Here is a 19330-nt window from a genome sequence, read left to right as displayed (position 1 = left end):
CTATTCTGCATCCACGGCATAAAGCCGAAGCGTTTCCAGCGGGACGATGTCGAGCGTCCGGCGGTGCGTCGCCTTCAGCCGAACCTGCGGGGCTGCGCCTTCGTGATGGGCCTGCAGGAAGCGCGCCGCACAAAGGCACCACTGATCCCCGGCCTTCAGTCCGGCAAAGCGGTATTCCGGCCGTGGGGTTGACAGGTCGTTGCCGAGGTATTTCGACAGTGCCAGGAACTCGTCTGTCATCAGGGCGCAGACAGTGTGGACGCCGTGGTCATAGGGTCCGGTGTCGCAGCAGCCGTTGCGGAAGAAGCCGGTCAGAGGCTCGGTCGAACAGGAATCGAGCGGCCCGCCCAGCACGTTGATCGACTTTTCCTGCATCGCCGCCTCTCTCAGGTTCGACCCAGCATCTATTTCAGGTCGGCCGCCCGGCAAGTCACTTGGTCAGGGGATGGCCGAAAGCAAAAGGAAGATCGCGAAGATGACCAGATGAACCGCCCCCTGAAGCACGTTTGTCCGTCCCGTCGTGCCAAGCGTCAGGAACGAGATCACCAGGGTCATCACCAGAAGCACCGTATGCTCGCCGTTCAGGCCAAGCTCCAACGGGCGGTCAAGCGCCAGCGATACAACGGCGACCGTCGGGATGGTCAGGCCGATGCTGGCGAGGGCCGAGCCGAGCGCAAGGTTGACGCTGCTTTGCAGCCGGTTGGCATGGGCGGCCTTCAGCGCCGCCATGCTTTCCGGCAGCAGCACGATGGCAGCGATCACCACGCCGACGAAGGATGGCGGCAGGCCCGCCCCGACGATCGCTGCATCGAGCGGCTTCGACAGCACCTTGGCCAACAAAACGACAGCGACCAGCGACAGGAGAAGCAGTACGAGGCTGGCTGCTGCGATGCGATTTGAGGGCTGCTGCGCGAGGGGAACCGAAGAGTGATCCGGCAGCGTCGACAGCTCGAGGAAGTATTCGCGGTGCCGGACTGTCTGAACGAAGACGAAGGTCATGTAGAGGATCAGTGACACGACGCCCACGACCAGCAGCTGCTGCGGTGCATAGGTCGGACCGCGGGTCGCCAGCGTGTAATTGGGCAGGACCAGCGCCACGATCGCCAGGGTGCACAGGACCGAGAGGGTCGCGGCAGCTCCGTCAATGCGGAAGGACTGTTCGCGGTGGCGGATAGACCCGACCACAAGACAGAGCCCGACGATGCCGTTCAGGACGATCATCACCGCCGCATAGACCGTGTCGCGGGCCACGGCCGAACTGCCCGGCGCATCGGACAAAAGGATCGACACGATCAGCGCGACCTCGATGATGGTGACCGAGACAGCGAGCAGGATCGACCCGAAGGGCTCGCCCAGACGCAGGGCCAGCACCTCGGCGTGATGGACGGCGGCGAAGACCGACCCGCCCAAGAACAGTGCCGCCAGGACAAGGACGGGCGCCGATCCGGCATAGACCGTTCCGGTCAGGATCAGGGCAAGCCCGACCAGCGCAGCTATCGGTATCGCCGAGGTCCAGAGCGGCACTCGATCGTGGGAGTTTGCGACCATGCGGTGTCCCTCCGTCCATCCTGCCCGGCAAACGTGCGCAACCGGCGAACCAAGGTCAATGGCGGTTCAGCGGAAGCGGTCGGCCAGACGCTGCAGCGCGTTCCGGGTATCCGGCTCAGGCTCCGGTTTGGGTTTGGGTTCGGGCTTGGAAGCAGAGGCCGCCGCCTGCATCCCGGTGGAAGATCGGGGCGGGGCCGTTCGCAGCGCGACCGAGTTCAGAAAACGGGGGCCATCGCCCTCGGCCAGCGCCACCGCGCCATCCGAGACCCCGCGCAACACGGCGTCGAGCCAGTCCTGATCGGACTTGGCGAAATCGTGCAGGACATAGGACGCAACCGCGTCCTTGTGCCCCGGATGCCCGATGCCAAGCCGCACACGACCATAAGCCTCGCCGATATGGGCGTGAATTGAGCGCAAGCCGTTATGCCCGGCATGGCCGCCCGATTGCTTCACACGCACCTTGGCAGGAGCGAGGTCAAGCTCGTCATGAAAGACCGTCACGTCGGCCGGCGTCAGCTTGTAGAAGCGCAGCGCTTCGCCGACGGACTGGCCGGACAGGTTCATGAAGGTCTCGGGCTTGAGAAGGATGACCTTTTCGCTGCCAAGCCGCCCTTCGCTGACCAGCCCCTGAAAGCCCTTCCGCCACGGACCAAATCCGTGGTCGGCCGCGATCCGGTCCACGGCCATGAAGCCGATATTGTGCCGGTTGCCGGTGTACTTGGCGCCCGGATTGCCGAGGCCGACGAAGAGCTTCATCGCAGGGGTCTTCCGTCCAAGGGGGCGGTTTCGCTTCTGGAGGTAGCCTTGCCAGGGCACGCGCGCAAGGCGCGCGTTGCAAAAGGAAAGGGCGCGGTCGGGTTTCCCCGCCGCGCCCCGGTTCCGCCTGAGCGGTGATTACTCGGCGTCGGCCGCCACCAGGCCCGACGGGGCCGAGATGTTGGCGATCACGAAGTTCCGCTCGATCGTCGGTTTCGCGCCGGAGGGCAGGGCCACGTCGTTGATGTGGATGACGTCGCCGATCTGCTTGCCGGTCAGGTCCACGGTGATGTGGTCCGGGATGTCCGACGCAACCACTTCGAGTTCGACTTCGGGACGAACCACGGTCAGGGTGCCGCCGCGCTTGATGCCCGGGGCCGCTTCGTGGTTGATGAAGTCGACGTGGATGAACAGGTTGATCCGGCTTTCGTCATGCAGGCGCATGAAGTCGATATGCGTCGGCAGGTCTTTCACCACGTCGCGCTGGACGCCACGGCAGATGACATGCGTGTCGGGCTGGCCTTCGACCTTGAGGTTGATCAGGGTCGACAGGAAACGGCCGGCTTTCAGACGCTTCAGAAGGGTGTTGTAGTTCACCTTGATCGGCGTCGGCTCCTTGCCGTCGCCATAGATGATGCCAGGTACGTAGCCCTCGCGACGGGCTTGACGGGCGGCCCCCTTGCCTGTCCCCGTCCGTACCTCGACCATAAGATCCGGGATCTCACGAGCCATAGAGGTTCTCCATATGTTAGGTCCGCCGCCCTCCAAGGGTGTGCGGCGCGACCGGGGGCCTATAGCGGGGATTCGTCACCTTGGAAAGCGGAAATCGCGCCATTCGCATACGCCGTCGCCGTCAGGACGGGCCGTGTCGGGGCCAGACTTGCCGGATTGCGGGACCCCCGCTACCTATCGCCGCGAAGACGGAGTTCCCATGTCAGCCCTTACCACCCTCAAGGTCGCACGTCCGGCCGTGGCCGCCTTCGCTGCCATGGGCGTGGTCTGGGGCACCTATGCAGCGGTCCTGCCGGATATCAAGGCGCAGCTTGGCGTCGATGAAAGCCAGCTTGGCTTCCTGATGCTGATGACGCCGATAGCTGCGGTTCTTGCGATGCTCATAGCCCCGGCGGCGGGTGTCGCATTCGGCCGGGTGGCGCTTCCTGTTGCCGCCATCGCGATGGCGCTTGCCTTTGCCCTGCCGGGGCACGTTCATGCGCTTTGGCTGTTCCCGCTGGCGATGATGGCCTGCGGTGCCGCGACCGGCCTCACCGACGTGCTGATGAATGCGCGCGTCGCCGATATCGAGAACAGTCGCGATGTCCAGCTGATGAACCTCAGCCATGCCGCCTATTCCTTCGGTTATGCCGGCGCCGCAATCGGGACGGGCGTCCTCCGGTCTGCCCAGTGGTCCCCCGCCTGGGTCATGGGAACGATGGCGCTTGTCGCGCTGCTTTTGGCATTTGCGACCTTCGAGCGGGACGGCACCATCCACGGGCTGAAAAAGCCGAAGGACGGTCGCCATGGCGGTCTTGGACTTGTGCCAATCATCGGCGGGGCGATCGTACTCATCGCCTTCATGACCGAGAATGCGGCCGAGAACTGGTCGGCGCTGCATATCGAGAAGACGCTGCACGGCTCGCCCGCCCAAGGGTCAATGGGGCCGGCGGCGCTGGCGCTGACCATGGGCTTTGCGCGGTTGGCAGGGCAGGGACTGGTTACGCGGACAAGTCCCTTGTTCCTGCTGCGGGCCGGTGCGGTGATATCTGCCGTCGGGGCGATGGTGGCGGCCATGGCCGTCAGCCCGGCGATGGCCTATGCCGGCTTCATCGTGATGGGGGTCGGATCTTCCGTCATTGCGCCCACCGCCTTTTCGCTGGTCGGTCGCCTTGCGCGCCCCGATGCACGGGCGCGCGCTGTCGCGCGGGCCACGCTTCTTGGTTACTTCGGCTACTTCTTTGGCCCGCCGATGCTCGGCTTTCTTGCTGGATCGTTCGGTCTGCGGGCCGCTTTCGTCTTCGCAACCGTCATGCTGCTGACCGTGCTGGCGCTTGTGGCGGTGATGGAGCGGAACCGCTCGACCGTCGCCGCCTGAGACGCGCTTCGACCGATCCAGCCCTAGGCCCAGACTCCCTCGAAATCCGCCGGCACCAGCAGGTTGTGCCGGCCGAAGTTCCGAATGTCACGTTCGCCGCACAGTGCCATGGTGATGTCCATCTCCTTGCGGATCACCTCGAGTGCCTGTGTCACGCCTTCTTCGCCCATGGCGCCAAGACCATAGATGAAGCTGCGGCCGATGAAGGTGGATTTCGCCCCCATGCCTATTGCCTTGAGCACGTCCTGGCCGGACCGGATGCCACCGTCGACATGGATCTCCACCTGGTCGCCCACCGCACGGACGATCTGGGGCAGCATCCGGATCGAGGACAGTGCTCCGTCCAACTGCCGCCCGCCATGGTTCGACACCACGATGGCGTCGGCACCGAAATCGGCCGCCATCCGGGCATCGTCAGGGTCGAGGATGCCCTTGAGGATCATCTTGCCGCCCCACTGGTCGCGGATGCGGGCGATCTTCTTCCAGTCGAGCTGCGGGTCGAACTGCTCGTTGGTCCAGCTCGACAGCGAGGCAAGGTCGCCCACGTTCTTCACATGGCCGACGATGTTGCCGAAGCTGCGCCGCTTGGTGCCGAGCATCCCCATGCACCAGCGCGGCTTCGTCATCATGTTCAGGATGTTGGGAAGGGTCAGCTTCGGCGGCGCGGACAGTCCGTTCTTTATGTCCTTGTGACGCTGGCCGAGGATCTGGAGATCCAGCGTCAGGACCAGCGCCGAGCAACGTGCGCGCTTGGCCCGCTCGATCATCTCGTCGACAAAATCCTCGTCGCGCATGACATAGAGCTGGAACCAGAAGGGCTTTGCCGTATTGGCGGCCACATCCTCGATCGAGCAGATCGACATCGTCGAAAGCGTGAACGGCACGCCGAACTTCTCGGCAGCCCGCGCCGCCTTGATCTCGCCATCCGCCCATTGCATCCCGGTCGAGCCCACGGGCGCCAGCGCAACGGGCATCGTGACCGGCTGGCCGATCATCTCGGTCGCAAGCTTTCGGTCCGACATGTCGACGGCGACCCGCTGGCGGAGCCGGATCTTGCTGAAATCGCTGCAATTCTCGCGGAAAGTCTGCTCAGTGTAACTGCCGCTCTCGGCATAGTCCCAGAACATCTTCGGCACGCGCCTGCGGTGCAGCCGCTTGAGGTCGTCAATGCAGGTGATGATCGTCAAGGCGCTCTCCGATGATACTGGTCATTTTTTTTTACCAATTCTGCCGAACGTCTGCAATCCGGTCATGCGGCTTCCGGCGGGCGAGCAAAGCGGCGGTCGGGCACGATCCAGATCAGGGCGACAGCAAGGATGAGCGCCAGCGAAATCCAGACGTTCACAAAGGCCATGGGCACCGACACGACATAGGCAAGGAGCGATATCTTCCCCTTGCGGTCCGATCCGAGTGCCTTGGCAAAGTCGGAGTTGCGGCCATGCTCTGCCAGGAGCGACATGACGAGCAGCGTGTAGGCCACCGCACACATCAGCAGGTCGAAGCCGTAGACGGCCACGGGAATTGGTTGAAAGCCGCTCTCCTCCATAAAGCCTGTAGCGAAGGGCATGAGCGACAGCCAGAACAGAAGATGCAGGTTGGCCCAGAGCACCCAGCCGCCGACATGCTTTACGGCGTGAAACATGTGGTGGTGATTGTTCCAGTAGATGCCGACATTCGCAAAGGACAGCACATAGGCGAGGAAGATCGGGAGGAGCTGCCGCAGAGCTTCCAGATTGTATTCCTCCGGCACCCTCAGTTCCAGCACCATGATGGTGATGATGATCGCCAGGACTCCGTCCGAGAATGCTTCGAGCCGCCCCTTGGTCATGCAAAAATCCCCCGCTTGCCGCAGAGTCATGCTGCGCAGGACGCTCGGGAAAGGCAAGCCGGGCCGGTCACTCAAGGCCCGCGGGGGCCGCGTGTCAGGCCGAATGTGCGCCTTGGGCCAGGGCCGCCACCTGCGCCAGCACTTCGGCCGGGGCCTTGCCGGCACCGATCTCCTTGACGATGGCGGAACCGACGACGCAGCCGTCGGCGATGGTCGCGATGGCCTTCGCGCTGTCCGGCGTGGAGATGCCGAAGCCCACGATCACGGGCAGGTCGGTTGCCGCCTTGATCCGGGCAACCTCGGGCGCGACCTCGGCCGCCTGCGCAGCCGCCGCCCCGGTGATCCCGGTGATCGAGACGTAGTAGACGAAGCCCGACGTATTCTGCAGCACCTTGGGCAGGCGCTTGGCATCGGTCGTCGGCGTGGCAAGGCGGATGAAGTTCAGCCCGGCCTTCTGCGCGGGGAGGCACAGTTCCTCGTCCTCTTCCGGCGGAAGGTCCACGACGATCAGCCCGTCGATCCCGGCCTCCTTCGCCTCGACGAGGAAGCGATCGACGCCACGCGAATAGATCGGGTTGTAATAGCCCATCATCACGATGGGTGTGGTCTGGTCGGTCTTGCGGAAGGTCCGCACCATGTCGAGCGTCTTGGCCAGCGTCTGGCCGCCGTCGAGCGCACGCTGCCCGGCCAACTGGATCGTCGGGCCGTCTGCCATCGGATCGGTGAAGGGCATGCCAAGCTCGATCACATCAACCCCGGCGCCCGGAAGGCCCTGCATGACCGCAAGCGAGGTATCGAGGTCCGGGTCGCCGGCCATGATATAGGCCACAAAGGCCTTGCGGCCCTTGGCTTTCAGCTCCGCAAACCTGTCGTCGATCCGGGTCATCTGCCCCAAGCCCTCGCCTTGAAATCCTCGCGCCCCGGTTTGCACGGGGCGGCCGGGAAAAGCAAGGACTGGCGGGCGGGTCACTCGGGGCGGTGGCAGACCGCCTCGACATTGTTGCCATCGGGGTCGAAGACGAAGGCTCCGTAGTAGTCGGGATGGTACTGCGGGCGCAGACCTGGTCCGCCATTGTCGCGCCCGCCCGCCTTCAGCGCGGCCTTGTGGAAGGCATCCACCTCGGCGCGGTTCCGGGCCGACAGGGCGATGTGAATCGGCGATGAGGCCCCCTCGGGCCCGGCCTCGGTCAGCCAGAAGACCGGGTTCTCGCGCCCGAACCCGAGAACAGTCAATCCGCCTGTGTATTCCTTGGGAACTTCCTTTCGCTCGCCTCCGCCAATTGCCGCGAAGGCCTCATCATAAAAGCGGCGCGAGGCGGCGATATGGGCGGTTCGGATGCCGATATGATCAATCATGGGAAACTCCTGTCCTGAAATGCCGGCAGTCTGGCATGCCGGCGGGTCTTGGGCCAGCACCCTGGGTTTCAAGTTCGGGGCAGGGAAGGGGGCTTTCCGCCCCCTCGCGCGCGGCGCGCGCTCACCCCCGAGGATATTTGTGAAACAGAAGAAGGGGAAAGATCAGCTCTCGCGGATAAGATAGCGCACGACCTTGCCGGGGGCAGGGGAGCCGCGCCCCATCTCGGTGAAGCCGAGCGCTGCGTGGAAGGCATCGGATCCGGGATTGGGCGGGTCGGAGTTCACCTCGCAGACGAGGGGGCCTAGGTCGTGTGCGGCGGCATGCGCCGCGAAGGCGTCGTACAGGCGGCGGGCATGTCCCTGGCCGCGCGCGGTTTCGGCGACCACGACACGGTCGATATAGGCGAAGCGGGGCAGGCGGTCGCAGAACCAGCGGTAGTTCGGACTTTGGTAATCGGCGCCGGTGGCGAAGCCGATCAGGAAGGCGGCAAGCGGGCCGTCCGGGGCAGGTATGCCCTTGGCGAAGGTCGCAGCGGCGAGGAGGCGGTCCAGCGCTGGCCGGTCGAGGGGCGAGGTCTTGACCTCGACCGCGCGGTTGAGGGCGAGCACTTCATCGAGCCGGGCATCGCCGGCGCGTTTAAGATTGCGCAAATGCATCTGATCCTTCCCGTCTTGCCCGCGTTCGGTTCTGTCAGGGTCGCTGCGGCACGGCAAGGCACCCTTCAGGATGCAGGTCCGGCCGCGATGATCCAGTGGGTGCCGAAGCGGTCCTTCACCATGCCGAAGCCCGAGGAAAAGAAGGTCGGGCCGAACGGCTGGATGACCGCGCCGTCCTTTGCGAGCGCCGTGAACCAGCGGCCGGCCGTCGCGACGTCGGGTGCGCTCTGCATGACCGACACCGCCGCCTGCGCCTCGCCGGGCGCTCCGGGCGGGAAGTCCGATGCCATGAGCGTGCCGTCCCCGATCGTGACCTGGCCGTGCATGATCCGGTCCGAGCCAGACCAGGCGGGGGGCGCGTCCGGGCCGTCTGCGTAGCGCATCATCTGCAAGTTGGCGCCGCCGAAGACCTCGGCATAGAAGGCGAGTGCGTTCGCGCAGTCGCCGCGGAAATGCAGGTAGGGCATCGTGGGCATGGGGTTCTCCTGTTCGCAGCCGTCAGGATAGGGACGACGCCCGAGTCGCGAAACCTTGAACCTGCTCCGCGGGATCACTAGAAGCGGCGCCGGATGACGGTCGGCGGAGGCAGGGCAGATGGGTTTCAAGATGGGCATCGTTGGCCTGCCGAATGTCGGCAAGTCGACGCTCTTCAACGCGCTGACGCGCACGGCGGCGGCGCAGGCGGCGAACTTTCCCTTCTGCACCATCGAGCCGAACGTGGGTGAGGTTGCAGTGCCCGATCCGCGGCTCGATACGCTCGCAGCCATCGCCGGGTCGAAGCAGATCATTCCGACCCGTATCACCTTCGTCGATATCGCCGGACTTGTCCGCGGTGCCTCGAAGGGCGAGGGCCTCGGGAACCAGTTCCTGGCCAACATTCGCGAATGCGATGCCATTGCCCATGTGCTGCGTTGCTTCGAGGATGGCGACATCACCCATGTCGAGGGCCGGATCGACCCGGTCGCCGATGCCGAGACGATCGAGACCGAGCTGATGCTGGCCGACCTCGAGTCGATCGAGCGGCGTCGGGCGAACCTCGCCCGCAAGCTGAAGGGCAATGACAAGGAAGCGGCAGACCAGGACCGTCTCCTGGCGCAGGCACAGGCGGCGCTGGAACAGGGCCAGCCCGCCCGCACGGTCAAGGTCGCCGAGGACGATCAGCGCGCCTGGCGGCTGCTGCAGCTCCTGACCGCGAAGCCCGTGCTTTACGTCTGCAACGTCGAGGAGGCTTCGGCCGCCACCGGCAACAGCCAGTCGGCCCGAGTCGCCGAGATGGCGAAGAAACAGGGGGCGGCGACGGTGGTGATTTCGGCCCGGATCGAGGAAGAGATCAGCCAGTTACCCCCCGAAGAAGCAACGATGTTCCTCGAGGAGATGGGCCTGCACGAGGCCGGGCTCGATCGTCTGATCCGTGCCGGCTACGACCTTCTTGGTCTGCAAACCTACTTCACTGTCGGACCGAAGGAAGCCCGCGCCTGGACGATCACCAAGGGCACGCTTGCGCCACAGGCGGCGGGTGTGATCCACGGCGACTTCGAGAAAGGCTTCATCCGCGCTGAAACCATCGCCTACGACGACTATGTCGCTGGCAATGGCGAAGCCGGAGCAAAGGAAGCCGGCAAGTTCCGGGTCGAAGGCAAGACCTACGAGGTGCAGGACGGCGACGTGCTGCACTTCCTGTTCAACGGCTGACGCCGACAGGCCGCGCAGACCGTTCCCGTTCCTCACACGCCCGCAAGGCGCGAGCTCGCCTTGCGTTGGCTTCGGCGCCTATTCGGCGGCAAGCCGAGGAACTCTGCCTTCAGGGGATTCGTCGTTGCCGCAGCCTTCCAGGCCCTGCCACATCGCCCCCATCCAAAGGTCGCAGAGAGGGGTAACCTCTCGGCCCCGTGCCGGAAAGGGTGTGAACTCGCCAAAGACCGGGCCTCGGGTCGTGGCATAGAGGTCGATCCGCATGAACACGTTGAGATGCCGCCCGATGTCGGAGGCCATGGCGAACATTGCGTCAAGAAATGGCGGGGCCGGTGCGATCCCGCGCTCTGGACGGACGTCCCACCTCAGGCGCATCGGCACCTCTTTCCACTCTGGCGTCATGTACCAGTAGCGGTTCAGGTCGCCGTGCCCGGTAATCGTGTTGCGCTCGATCACGGTGCAATAGGCGATCCGCGGGCCGAAACAGGAGAACTTGTAGTCAAGCGGCGCGCCGGCCCGTCCGTCGAAGTTCACCAGCAACTCTTCCGCCATGTAGGGAACGTCGGCCTGCTTTCCGGCTTCGGACAAGAGCCAGTCGCGTGTCGCCGTCTTGCCCGTCAGCTGGTCCACTCCGTCCCGCAGCAGGAAGACGCCCTTGGCGGAATAGCCGTGCTGGGGCTTCAGCACGACGTTGGGGGGGAGCTGCTCAAGCGAAACCTCGGCGAGGCTCGGGAACAGGCCGTATGTCTCGGGTACTGCATGACCAAGGCCGCGGATGTACTCGATGCCCTTCAGCTTGCGGGAAAGCCCCGCGGTCCAATGCGCAGTGTCAGGATCACGCCAACGGACGATGCGATCGCGCATTCTCTGCTGGAACCCGATTGTTCCCAGCTCCGATGCGCGGGGACAGGTAAGTCTGGACAGCCTGCGGCGTACAGGCAGCGCAAGACGGTCGAGGCGTCCGGCAATGGACATGATGAACCCACAAGCAAGGAATACTTTCAATTGTGCCCAATTTATCAGCAAAGGACGCATTCACGCAATTGAAGATTGGGCAAATGACTGTCCGCGACTGACATAGCAATCGAAGGCGATCCGCACAGCCAAACCGGCCGGCGCCTTTCTGCCCAGGGTTGTCCCGCAGGGAAGACTTGGGCCGTCAGGCACAAGGCTCCAAATGCTCGCGGGATTGGCGCCAGAGGCAAGGGCGCTGTTCCGTCACTTCAGACGGCTAGCCTGCGGGCAGAGGATCCCCGAGCAAGCGGTAACCTTCGGTATGGCATTGGCCGAGACCGCATTGGACCACGACGGCGACGAGGTTGATCGCACAGAGCAGGATAAGGATCAGCCCAACTGCGCTGCCGATCCGAAAGAGCGAAGGGAAATAGTGCGACGGAACCTGGTGAAGATGGCCATCATTGCCCAGGGCCGTCAGCTTCAGCGCATAGGCAAACAGCGTGCCAAGCCCGATCAGGATCGACCAGACCGGCATGTGCAGGCCAAGGATGGCGCTGCCGATATAGGCGTGTCCCGGCCGGGGATAGATGTCGAGGAGGGTCTGGCGCGTGGCGATGACCACCAGCAGGATCGCGAAAAGCAGGATCAACCCCATATGCTTGCCGCTGAACCCACCGCGCAGGTTCATCACCACGCCAAGCCCGATGCCGAACATGCAGACCCGTTCCAGAAGGCACAGCGGGCAGGGCAATTCGCCCATTGCGAACTGGATCACCAGAGCGGCGGTAAGAATGGTTGCCATCATCGCCGCGAGCGCGACCTGAAAGCCGTAGTCCAGAAGGGCAAGCGTCCTCATGCCTGTGCCTTCGTCTCGATCCGTTCCAGACGGGTGTCGATCCAGGGCATGCGGAACCCGTCGACCGGACTCCAGACCTCCCAAAGGAAAAGCAACGCCGTCAGGAGGAGGCAAAGACCCGCAGCCACCCAGGTCGCATCCTTTTGCCGTGCCCAGGCAAACGACAGAGCCGCAAGCATCGTGAGAAAGATCGCGACCATCATCGTCGGCACGCCCCTTTGTTTCCGCAACGGCAGGCTAGCCGGTTTTCGGGCCGGGACAAGCCGCATCGCCTCCGCAGGAGCGCCGCGAAATCGTCTGATTGGGAGGAAATCCTGGACGCCAATGAGGGAGGATAGGGTGCGCCCGAGAGACCGCGGAATGCCGCTTGCCAGCCTGCACGAGGACCTGCCTCTCGAGGTCGAACCACTGCGCGACCCGCGCCCCCTTGCTGGCCGTCTGCGTGGCCTTGCGCATCGCAACGGCGCCGCCATTGCGCTTGCGCTGGCGATCCTTGGCCTGACTGCGCCCGTACTCTCTGCGTCCTATTTGGTTGGCACTGATCTGCTGCCTGACAGTGCCGCGATGTCAACTTGCGCGTCAGAGTCGCTCTTTCGCGATTCTCGCGTCACTCAGGCGAATGCCGTGCCATTGCAGGCCGCAGACATTGCCAATCCAGTTTGCGACAACGATCTTGCAGGATAGGACTAGCCGACAGGGCAGGCATCCTTCTCTCAGTCTTGGATCGACTCAAGATAGTAGGCCAACGAAAGTACTCTGCCCCTCACCAGTAGCTCAGGTTCTCCGGCCTCCTCGACGAAGACCGCATCCTCTTTGAAGCGATCTCCCCAAACCGGCATGGGCGCGCCGTGGGCCTGAATTTCAGGAGTTGGCCGACTGCAGGGCTTACCTTCTAGCAGGGGTCCGCACCGACGGCCATCGACGATGTGCAAAACATCGCTCATGGGGAATACACCGTTGTTCTTCGCGGAAAGCGTCGTCAGATCGGGCACAGTGACCTTTAGAAACTTGGCCATCTGCCCGTCTCCCTTTCCTCCCGCCCCGTGACAACTTGCGCAGGAGTTCATGAATTCCATTTGACCGATATCTTCGGCGGCGGCAGGCATCGACGAGGCAATTGCGGTACAAAATACCACTGCGAACAATGAAGCTGATGCTTTCGACATGATGAAAACTTCCCTCCTTGGGCTGCCCAGATCAATCTCGGACGCGTTTCCCCTTCGTCGAACACCCTTCCGACTTGGCCTACGTCCGCTCCCTGATTGAACGATGGACCATGTCGAATGGCTTGCGTTTGATCTGGCGCAAAATGAGGAAATCATATGCTTCGCGAAGAATGCTTGACTGATCCTTGTCGGGCCAAGGGGAAGTATTGGATGCCGCAAGAGTGAGCGGAGCGCGTTACCGCCTTCCCCGGTTCGACCTTTTCCCGCCGCGCTGACCAGGTCTGCCGGCGGTGGAGCGCCCGGAGAGTTTCACCGCATCTTCGACTGCTTCCTCGACCGCAGATTGACGCGCGAGCGGGTCGTCGGCCACGGCAAGCTCCACCGCCTCCAGCCGCTTGATCTCGTCGCGAAGCCGTGCGGCTTCCTCGAATTCCAGGTTCTCGGCGGCCTTGCGCATCTGGGTCCGAAGGCCGTCGAGATGCGCGGCCAGGTTGGAGCCGACCATCGGCTTGTCCACCTTGGCCGTGACGCGGGCCATGTCGGTGTCGCCTTGCCACAGGCCCGCCAGCACATCCTCGACGTTCTTCTTCACCGTCGTCGGCGTGATGCCATGTGCCAGGTTGTAGGCGGTTTGCTTCTCGCGGCGGCGGTTCGTCTCGGCAATCGCTCGCTCCATGCTGCCTGTGATCCGGTCGGCATACATGATGACGCGCCCCTCGGCATTCCGCGCCGCGCGGCCGATGGTCTGCACCAGCGAGGTTTCCGACCGCAGGAAGCCTTCCTTGTCGGCATCCAGGATTGCGACCAGCCCGCATTCAGGGATGTCGAGCCCCTCGCGCAGCAGGTTGATCCCCACGAGGACGTCGAAGGCCCCAAGGCGCAGGTCGCGCAGGATCTCGATCCGCTCGATCGTGTCGATGTCGGAATGCATGTAGCGCACGCGGATGCCCTGCTCGTGCAGGTATTCGGTCAGGTCTTCGGCCATGCGCTTGGTCAGGGTGGTGACCAGCGTCCGCATCCCGTTGGCGGCGACCTTGCGCACCTCGTCCAGAAGATCGTCCACCTGCATTTCCACCGGGCGGATCTCGACCTCCGGGTCGATCAGGCCCGTCGGGCGGATCACCTGTTCGGTAAAGACGCCACCGGTCTGCTCCAGCTCCCAGGCGGCGGGGGTGGCGCTGACGAAGACCGACTGGGGCCGCATCGCGTCCCATTCCTCGAATTTCAGCGGGCGGTTGTCCATGCAGGAGGGCAGGCGGAACCCGTGCTCGGCCAGCGTGAACTTGCGCCGGTAGTCGCCGCGATACATGCCGCCGATCTGCGGCACCGAGACGTGGGATTCATCCGCGAAGACGATCGCATTGTCGGGGATGAACTCGAACAAAGTCGGCGGCGGCTCGCCCGGCGCGCGGCCGGTGAGATAGCGCGAATAGTTCTCGATCCCGTTGCAGGAGCCAGTGGCCTCGAGCATCTCGAGGTCGAAGTTGGTCCGCTGCTCCAGCCTTTGGGCCTCAAGTAGTTTCCCCTCGTTAACCAGCTGGTCGAGCCGTGTGCGCAGCTCGTGCTTGATGCCGTGGATCGCCTGCTGCAGCGTCGGGCGCGGGGTGACGTAGTGGCTGTTGGCGTAGATGCGGATCTGGCGGAAGGTGTCCGTTTTCGCGCCGGTCAGAGGATCGAATTCGACAATTGATTCAAGTTCTTCTCCGAAGAAGCTGAAGCGCCAGGCCCTGTCTTCGAGGTGCGCCGGCCAGACTTCCAGGCTGTCGCCGCGCACCCGGAACGATCCACGCGCGAAGGCCTGATCGTTGCGGCGATACTGCTGGGCCACGAGTTCGGACATGACCTTGCGGATATCGTAGGGGTTGCCCACAATCAGGTCCTGCGTCATTGCCGAATAGGTCTCGACCGAGCCGATGCCGTAGATGCAGCTGACCGAGGCCACGATGATCACGTCATCGCGTTCCAAAAGCGCCCGGGTGGCCGAGTGGCGCATCCGGTCGATCTGTTCGTTGATCTGGCTTTCCTTCTCGATATAGGTGTCCGACCGCGGCACATAGGCTTCGGGCTGGTAGTAGTCGTAGTAGCTGACGAAGTACTCGACCGCGTTGTCGGGGAAGAAGCCCTTGAACTCTCCGTAAAGCTGGGCGGCCAGCGTCTTGTTGGGCGCAAGGATGATCGCCGGGCGCTGCGTCTCCTCGATGATCTTGGCCATGGTGAAGGTCTTGCCGGTCCCGGTCGCGCCAAGAAGCACCTGGTTCCGCTCGCCCGCGAGCACCCCTTCCGTCAGTTCCGCAATCGCCGTGGGCTGGTCACCCGCCGGCTGGAACGGGGTCGAGAGAGTGAAGCGACGGCCACCCTCAAGCTTGGGTCGGGTCAGCACCTCGGGGCGCTGCGAAAGGGCGTTGTCGTTGTTGTGGGGCATGGCGCTGATTCCTGCGGGAGCACAAGATTTGATCCGTTTTTGTTCCGGTTCAAGGCCAGTGCCGCGCAGCTTGCCGCAGATGGGCGCCGCCCCTTGCATCATCGGGGGGATTTCCGCCATAAACGGGCGTCGAATTTCGGAGTTCCGCATGCAAGCCCGTATCTACCAGCCCGCCCGCACCGCGATGCAGTCCGGCACCGCCAAGACCAAGGACTGGGTTCTGGAATTCGCCCCCGATAGCCCTCGCGAAATTGATCCGCTGATGGGCTGGACCTCGTCCTCTGACACGCAGCGTCAGGTCAAGCTGCGCTTCGAAACCCAGGAGGCCGCCGAGGACTATGCCAAGGCGAAGGGCATCGATTACGTGGTGCTCCAACCCAAGACGCGCGCCGCCAACGTTCGTCCGCGCGGCTATGGCGAGAATTTCGCGACCGACCGCAAGGGCGCCTGGACGCATTGACGCCACAGTCCGGCGGCACGGTCCCCAAAATTGATTCCAAGGGAGGACTCTGCCGTGATTCATTTTCGTAATTGCCTGACGGCCCTGCCGTTGTTTGTCATGACCGGTACCGCCGGTCTGGCTGCCGATGCGACGCCCGAAGGCGCCGTCCGCCTCACGGAAGTCTTTCAGACCTATCTGGGAAAGACCCCGGGCGTAGTGACTGTCACCCCGGCCGGTGCCGTGTACGACCTGCGGCTTGATGCGGGCCCACTCCTGGCCAAGATGCCGGAGGGCGAGGGGACTGCCACGGTATCGCCGCTTGTGATGCAATTGACCGACAATGGCGACGGGACCTGGGGCGTAACCCAAGACCAGGCGCTTGACGTGAAGATCCAGGTGCCCGGCGAAATCGACATGTCTGTGAAGGTCGGATCCTACAAGGGAACCGGCGTCTTCGACGAGAAACTCGGAGTCTTCACGACCTCTAGCGCCGACTTCACCGATCTGACGGCAGTCCAGACCATCACGACTCCCGAAACAGGGCAGAGCCATTCCGAATACTCGGTGGCGAGCGGCCATATCGACATGACGGGCTCGGCCGGTGCGACGGGCGGGGCCGATCTGGTCCAGACATTCAACATGAGCAAGCTGAGCCAGACGATCCGCGCTCCCATGGAACCGGGCGGGTCGCCTGTGGACATCATCCTGACCGCAGATACGTACAACATCGACGGCACGATGAAGGGCCTCCGTTCGCATCCTGTGCTCGGGACGCTGGCCTTTTTTATCGCCCATCCGTCGGAGACCGAGGTCAAGGCGGCACAGGAGGATCTGCGCGGTGGCCTGAAAGAGGCCTTGCCGGTCTTCGACAGCATGACGGCATCGGGCCTGCTCACCAATGTCGCGGCACAGACGCCGATTGGTCCGGTCACGGTCGCACGTCTTGGGGTCGATGTCGATGCGAATGGCCTCGTCGCCGACGGCATGGCTCGTGAAGCGATAAACCTGGATGGTCTGGTGCTGCCGCCGGGGCTGGTGCCGGAATGGGCAGCCGCGCTATTGCCCGAGAAGACTGCGCTCGACGTAAAGGTTTCGGGCTTCGATCTCGCCAACCCCATCGGCCAGATGATTGCGACCTTCGACCTGACCAAGCCCGAACCACTGGAGCAGGCCTTCCTCGACAGCCTCCTTCCGGCATTCCTTCCGAACGGAGCGGTCGACATCACGCTCGCCCCGGGGGAAACGGTCGCTCAGGCGTTCACGCTTGGCTACGAGGGCACGATGAAGGTTGGTCCCGAGCAGCAGATTCCCACCGGCACGGCCAAGATCAGCCTGAAGGGGTACGACGCCATCATAGCTGCGCTGTCCGGCGCTCCGCCCGAAGTCGGGCAGCAGATGCTGCCGGCGCTGACGATGATCCGGGGCATGGCGCAGCAGGTCGGGGATACGCTGGTCTGGGACATCGACGCGTCGACCCCTGGGACAATGCTTGTCAACGGTGCCGACCTCGGCCCGATGTTGGGGCAGCCCTGATGACGATCACGATCCGGCGGGAAAGCCCGGCAGGGGCGGACCTCACCCTGCTTTTCGAACGGCACACTGCGGACATGCACGCCGATACACCGCCCGAGAGCATCCACATGATGGATGCCTCGGAACTGGACATACCCGAGGTGTCGTTCTTCGTCATGCGCGACGCGGGCGAACCGGTCGCCATGGGGGCATTCAAGCGGATCGGCGAGGGTCATGGCGAGATCAAGTCGATGCATGTGCTGGTCGAACGCCGGGGGCAGGGCCTGTCGCGCCGGATGCTGGACCACCTCCTGTCCGAAGCCCGGGCTGCCGGACTAACGCGCCTGAGCCTTGAGACCGGATCGCAGGCGATGTTCGAGCCGGCCCGCGTCCTTTATGCCCGCGCGGGCTTCGAGGAATGCGGGCCGTTCGAGGGCTATGTGCCAGATCCCAATTCGATCTTCATGACGCGAAGCCTTGCGTGAAGCCTTGCCTGATGGGCGCATCTGCCGCTAAACGGGCGGCGACGGTCCCGTAGCTCAGCTGGATTAGAGCAGCCGCCTTCTAAGCGGCGGGTCGGGGGTTCGAGTCCTCCCGGGATCGCCAGCACCACAGGCTGCCATCCGCACGGGCATCGAGCCCGTGCGTCCGGCGTTGCCACGGACAGTGGAGCCGTCAGGTCTCGGACGGGGCGCCGCCCTCGAAGCGGTTGCCGTGGCGGTAGTCGCAGGGGGCTTCCTGCATCTCGAGATGAAGGCGCGTGCCAGTGTAGGGATGGGCGCGGGCAAGGTCCTCGTCGAAGTCGATGCCGAGGCCCGGAGCCGTGGGCGGAATGATGTAGCCGTCTTCCCACTGGATCGTGTGCTTGATGAGCGCAAGGTGGAAGGCGCCGCCGGTCTGGATCGTCTCGGCCATCAGGATGTTCGGAATCGACGCGGCGAAGTGGATGTTCGCTGCCCATTCGACTGGACCCGCATAGAGATGCGGCGCCACCTCGGCGTTGAAGACCTCGGCGATTGCGGCGATCTTCTTCGCCTCCCAGATGCCGCCGACGCGCCCGAGGGCCGGTTGCAGGATCTTCACTCCGCCAAGACGCAGAAGCGTGCCGAACTCGGCCTTGGTCGTGAGCCGTTCGCCGGTCGCGAGCGGAATTCGGACCTGCCGCGCCACTTCGGCGAATTCGGGCAGCATGTCGGGCGGGATCGGTTCCTCGTACCAGAGCGGGTTGTAGGGTTCGAGCTCGCGCCCGAGCCGGATCGCGCCGGGAGTGTTGAACTGGCCGTGCGTGCCGAACAGGAGATCGGCCTTGTCGCCAACCGCTTCGCGGATCTTCGCGCAGAAGGCCACCGAGCGGCTGATGTCGGACATGGCGGGCTGATGCCCGGTGCGGATCGTGTAGGGGCCGGCGGGGTCGAACTTCACCGCGGTGAACCCTTGCCTGACGCAGTTCGCCGCCGCTTCAGCGGTCCAGTCCGGGTTGACCCAGAATTCGGCCGCATCCTGACCCGGTTCCGGGTAGAGATAGGTGTAGGAGCGAATGCGCTCGTTGATCCGTCCGCCAAGAAGCGCCCAGACCGGGCGGTTCCGCGCCTTGCCGATAATGTCCCAGCAGGCGATCTCGAGGCCCGAGAAGGCGCCAATCGTCGTCGGGTCGGGGCGCTGCGTAAAGCCCGAGGAATAGACGCGGCGGAACATCAGTTCGATCTCTTCCGGCGAGGTGCCGAGCATGTGGCGTTCGAACACGTCGCGGATGACGGCATCCATCGCCTTGGGTCCGACGGTCGAGACGTAGCATTCGCCGATGCCGCTTATGCCGTCGTCGGTCGTCAGTTTCACGAAGGTCCAGTATCGCCCGCCCCAGCCTGGCGCTGGCGGGGCAACGGTGAAGATCTCGAGATCGGTCAGGCGCATCGGTGGGCCTTTCATTCTGACGGCGGTCCGGGTGGCGATCCCCGGGGGTTTCACACCCCCGGGACCCCCGTGGGGTATTTCTCGAGGAGAAACTGACAGCGGAGGCTAGAGCCATCACAACGCAGAGCGCGCGGGATT

At 64.0% G+C, this 19330-nt stretch carries 22 protein-coding genes and 1 tRNA gene; 7 read left to right on the top strand and 16 right to left on the bottom strand.

The features are described from left to right. From L0V05_RS08310 to L0V05_RS08295, 4 genes are all read right to left on the bottom strand, one after another. Window positions 1-375 carry a DUF2237 family protein gene (locus L0V05_RS08310; protein WP_234869644.1) on the bottom strand — a complete coding sequence of 125 codons (375 nt, stop codon included), beginning with the start codon at window positions 373-375 and terminating at the stop codon, window positions 1-3. Between the two features lie 63 nt (window positions 376-438). Further along, entirely contained in the window at window positions 439-1548 is a 1110-nt protein-coding gene (locus L0V05_RS08305; RefSeq protein ID WP_234869643.1) for a calcium:cation antiporter, read from the bottom strand. Between the two features lie 66 nt (window positions 1549-1614). Continuing rightward, window positions 1615-2304 (bottom strand): aminoacyl-tRNA hydrolase, encoded by a 690-nt coding sequence (pth, locus tag L0V05_RS08300; RefSeq protein WP_234869642.1) that lies wholly within the window; start codon window positions 2302-2304, stop codon window positions 1615-1617. Window positions 2305-2442: 138 nt separating this feature from the next. Beyond that, window positions 2443-3036, bottom strand: coding sequence for a 50S ribosomal protein L25/general stress protein Ctc (locus L0V05_RS08295; RefSeq protein ID WP_234869641.1), 594 nt, complete (start codon window positions 3034-3036; stop codon window positions 2443-2445). Between the two features lie 199 nt (window positions 3037-3235). On the opposite strand from L0V05_RS08295, the gene L0V05_RS08290 reads away from it, so the two are divergent. After that, window positions 3236-4393: an MFS transporter gene (locus L0V05_RS08290; RefSeq protein WP_234869640.1), complete on the top strand. Its 1158-nt coding sequence runs from the start codon at window positions 3236-3238 to the stop codon at window positions 4391-4393. A 23-nt stretch (window positions 4394-4416) separates the two neighbouring features. Here the strand turns inward: L0V05_RS08290 and L0V05_RS08285 are convergent, their stop codons facing one another. The 6 genes from L0V05_RS08285 to L0V05_RS08260 all read right to left on the bottom strand — a co-directional run bounded on the left by L0V05_RS08285 (window position 4417) and on the right by L0V05_RS08260 (window position 8710). Further along, on the bottom strand, window positions 4417-5580 hold the full coding sequence (locus tag L0V05_RS08285) for an alpha-hydroxy acid oxidase (protein WP_234869639.1): 1164 nt from the start codon (window positions 5578-5580) through the stop codon (window positions 4417-4419). Window positions 5581-5642: 62 nt separating this feature from the next. Continuing rightward, entirely contained in the window at window positions 5643-6221 is a 579-nt protein-coding gene (locus tag L0V05_RS08280) for a TMEM175 family protein (RefSeq protein ID WP_234869638.1), read from the bottom strand. A gap of 94 nt (window positions 6222-6315) precedes the next feature. Beyond that, complete coding sequence (gene trpA / locus L0V05_RS08275; protein WP_234869637.1) at window positions 6316-7107, bottom strand: tryptophan synthase subunit alpha; 792 nt, start codon at window positions 7105-7107, stop codon at window positions 6316-6318. An 80-nt stretch (window positions 7108-7187) separates the two neighbouring features. Next, entirely contained in the window at window positions 7188-7577 is a 390-nt protein-coding gene (locus L0V05_RS08270; protein ID WP_234869636.1) for a VOC family protein, read from the bottom strand. Between the two features lie 162 nt (window positions 7578-7739). After that, on the bottom strand, window positions 7740-8228 hold the full coding sequence (locus tag L0V05_RS08265) for a GNAT family N-acetyltransferase (protein WP_234869635.1): 489 nt from the start codon (window positions 8226-8228) through the stop codon (window positions 7740-7742). Window positions 8229-8299: 71 nt separating this feature from the next. After that, complete coding sequence (locus tag L0V05_RS08260; protein WP_234869634.1) at window positions 8300-8710, bottom strand: VOC family protein; 411 nt, start codon at window positions 8708-8710, stop codon at window positions 8300-8302. 118 nt (window positions 8711-8828) lie between these two features. Between L0V05_RS08260 and ychF the strand changes: the two genes are divergently transcribed. Next, window positions 8829-9926: a redox-regulated ATPase YchF gene (gene ychF / locus L0V05_RS08255; protein ID WP_234869633.1), complete on the top strand. Its 1098-nt coding sequence runs from the start codon at window positions 8829-8831 to the stop codon at window positions 9924-9926. 78 nt (window positions 9927-10004) lie between these two features. Here ychF and L0V05_RS08250 read toward each other — a convergent pair whose 3' ends face one another. From L0V05_RS08250 to L0V05_RS08240, 3 genes are all read right to left on the bottom strand, one after another. Further along, on the bottom strand, window positions 10005-10790 hold the full coding sequence (locus tag L0V05_RS08250) for an ATP-grasp fold amidoligase family protein (RefSeq protein WP_234869632.1): 786 nt from the start codon (window positions 10788-10790) through the stop codon (window positions 10005-10007). 367 nt (window positions 10791-11157) lie between these two features. Further along, entirely contained in the window at window positions 11158-11739 is a 582-nt protein-coding gene (locus tag L0V05_RS08245) for a disulfide bond formation protein B (RefSeq protein ID WP_234869631.1), read from the bottom strand. Continuing rightward, window positions 11736-11951, bottom strand: coding sequence for a hypothetical protein (locus L0V05_RS08240; RefSeq protein ID WP_234869630.1), 216 nt, complete (start codon window positions 11949-11951; stop codon window positions 11736-11738). Before L0V05_RS08240 ends, L0V05_RS08245 begins: the two co-directional genes overlap by 4 nt. Window positions 11952-12099: 148 nt before the next feature. On the opposite strand from L0V05_RS08240, the gene L0V05_RS08235 reads away from it, so the two are divergent. After that, window positions 12100-12423 carry a hypothetical protein gene (locus tag L0V05_RS08235; RefSeq protein ID WP_234869629.1) on the top strand — a complete coding sequence of 108 codons (324 nt, stop codon included), beginning with the start codon at window positions 12100-12102 and terminating at the stop codon, window positions 12421-12423. Window positions 12424-12452: 29 nt separating this feature from the next. On the opposite strand, the gene L0V05_RS08230 is transcribed toward L0V05_RS08235, so the two are convergent. Then, window positions 12453-12905, bottom strand: coding sequence for a c-type cytochrome (locus L0V05_RS08230; protein ID WP_234869628.1), 453 nt, complete (start codon window positions 12903-12905; stop codon window positions 12453-12455). A 235-nt stretch (window positions 12906-13140) separates the two neighbouring features. Then, window positions 13141-15327: an excinuclease ABC subunit UvrB gene (gene uvrB / locus L0V05_RS08225; RefSeq protein ID WP_234869627.1), complete on the bottom strand. Its 2187-nt coding sequence runs from the start codon at window positions 15325-15327 to the stop codon at window positions 13141-13143. 148 nt (window positions 15328-15475) lie between these two features. Between uvrB and L0V05_RS08220 the strand changes: the two genes are divergently transcribed. From L0V05_RS08220 to L0V05_RS08205, 4 genes are all read left to right on the top strand, one after another. Continuing rightward, window positions 15476-15787 (top strand): ETC complex I subunit, encoded by a 312-nt coding sequence (locus L0V05_RS08220; protein WP_234869626.1) that lies wholly within the window; start codon window positions 15476-15478, stop codon window positions 15785-15787. A 99-nt stretch (window positions 15788-15886) separates the two neighbouring features. Then, a complete protein-coding gene (locus tag L0V05_RS08215) occupies window positions 15887-17302 on the top strand; it encodes a hypothetical protein (protein WP_234869625.1) in 1416 nt (471 codons plus the stop codon). Further along, on the top strand, window positions 17302-17766 hold the full coding sequence (locus tag L0V05_RS08210) for a GNAT family N-acetyltransferase (protein ID WP_234869624.1): 465 nt from the start codon (window positions 17302-17304) through the stop codon (window positions 17764-17766). Before L0V05_RS08215 ends, L0V05_RS08210 begins: the two co-directional genes overlap by 1 nt. 43 nt (window positions 17767-17809) lie before the next feature. Further along, a tRNA-Arg gene (locus tag L0V05_RS08205) sits at window positions 17810-17887 on the top strand. A 69-nt stretch (window positions 17888-17956) separates the two neighbouring features. Here the strand turns inward: L0V05_RS08205 and L0V05_RS08200 are convergent. Next, the gene (locus tag L0V05_RS08200; RefSeq protein WP_234869623.1) at window positions 17957-19192 is read right to left on the bottom strand and encodes a mandelate racemase/muconate lactonizing enzyme family protein; all 1236 of its coding nucleotides are present in this window, start codon (window positions 19190-19192) and stop codon (window positions 17957-17959) included. Between the last annotated feature and the right edge of the window lie 138 nt (window positions 19193-19330).

The sequence above is a fragment of the Alitabrizicola rongguiensis genome (assembly GCF_021491355.1).
GTDB classification, from domain to species: domain Bacteria; phylum Pseudomonadota; class Alphaproteobacteria; order Rhodobacterales; family Rhodobacteraceae; genus Aliitabrizicola; species Aliitabrizicola rongguiensis.
Note: the sequence above shows the minus strand (reverse complement) of the source record. Positions and strands in the feature narration are given on the sequence as shown.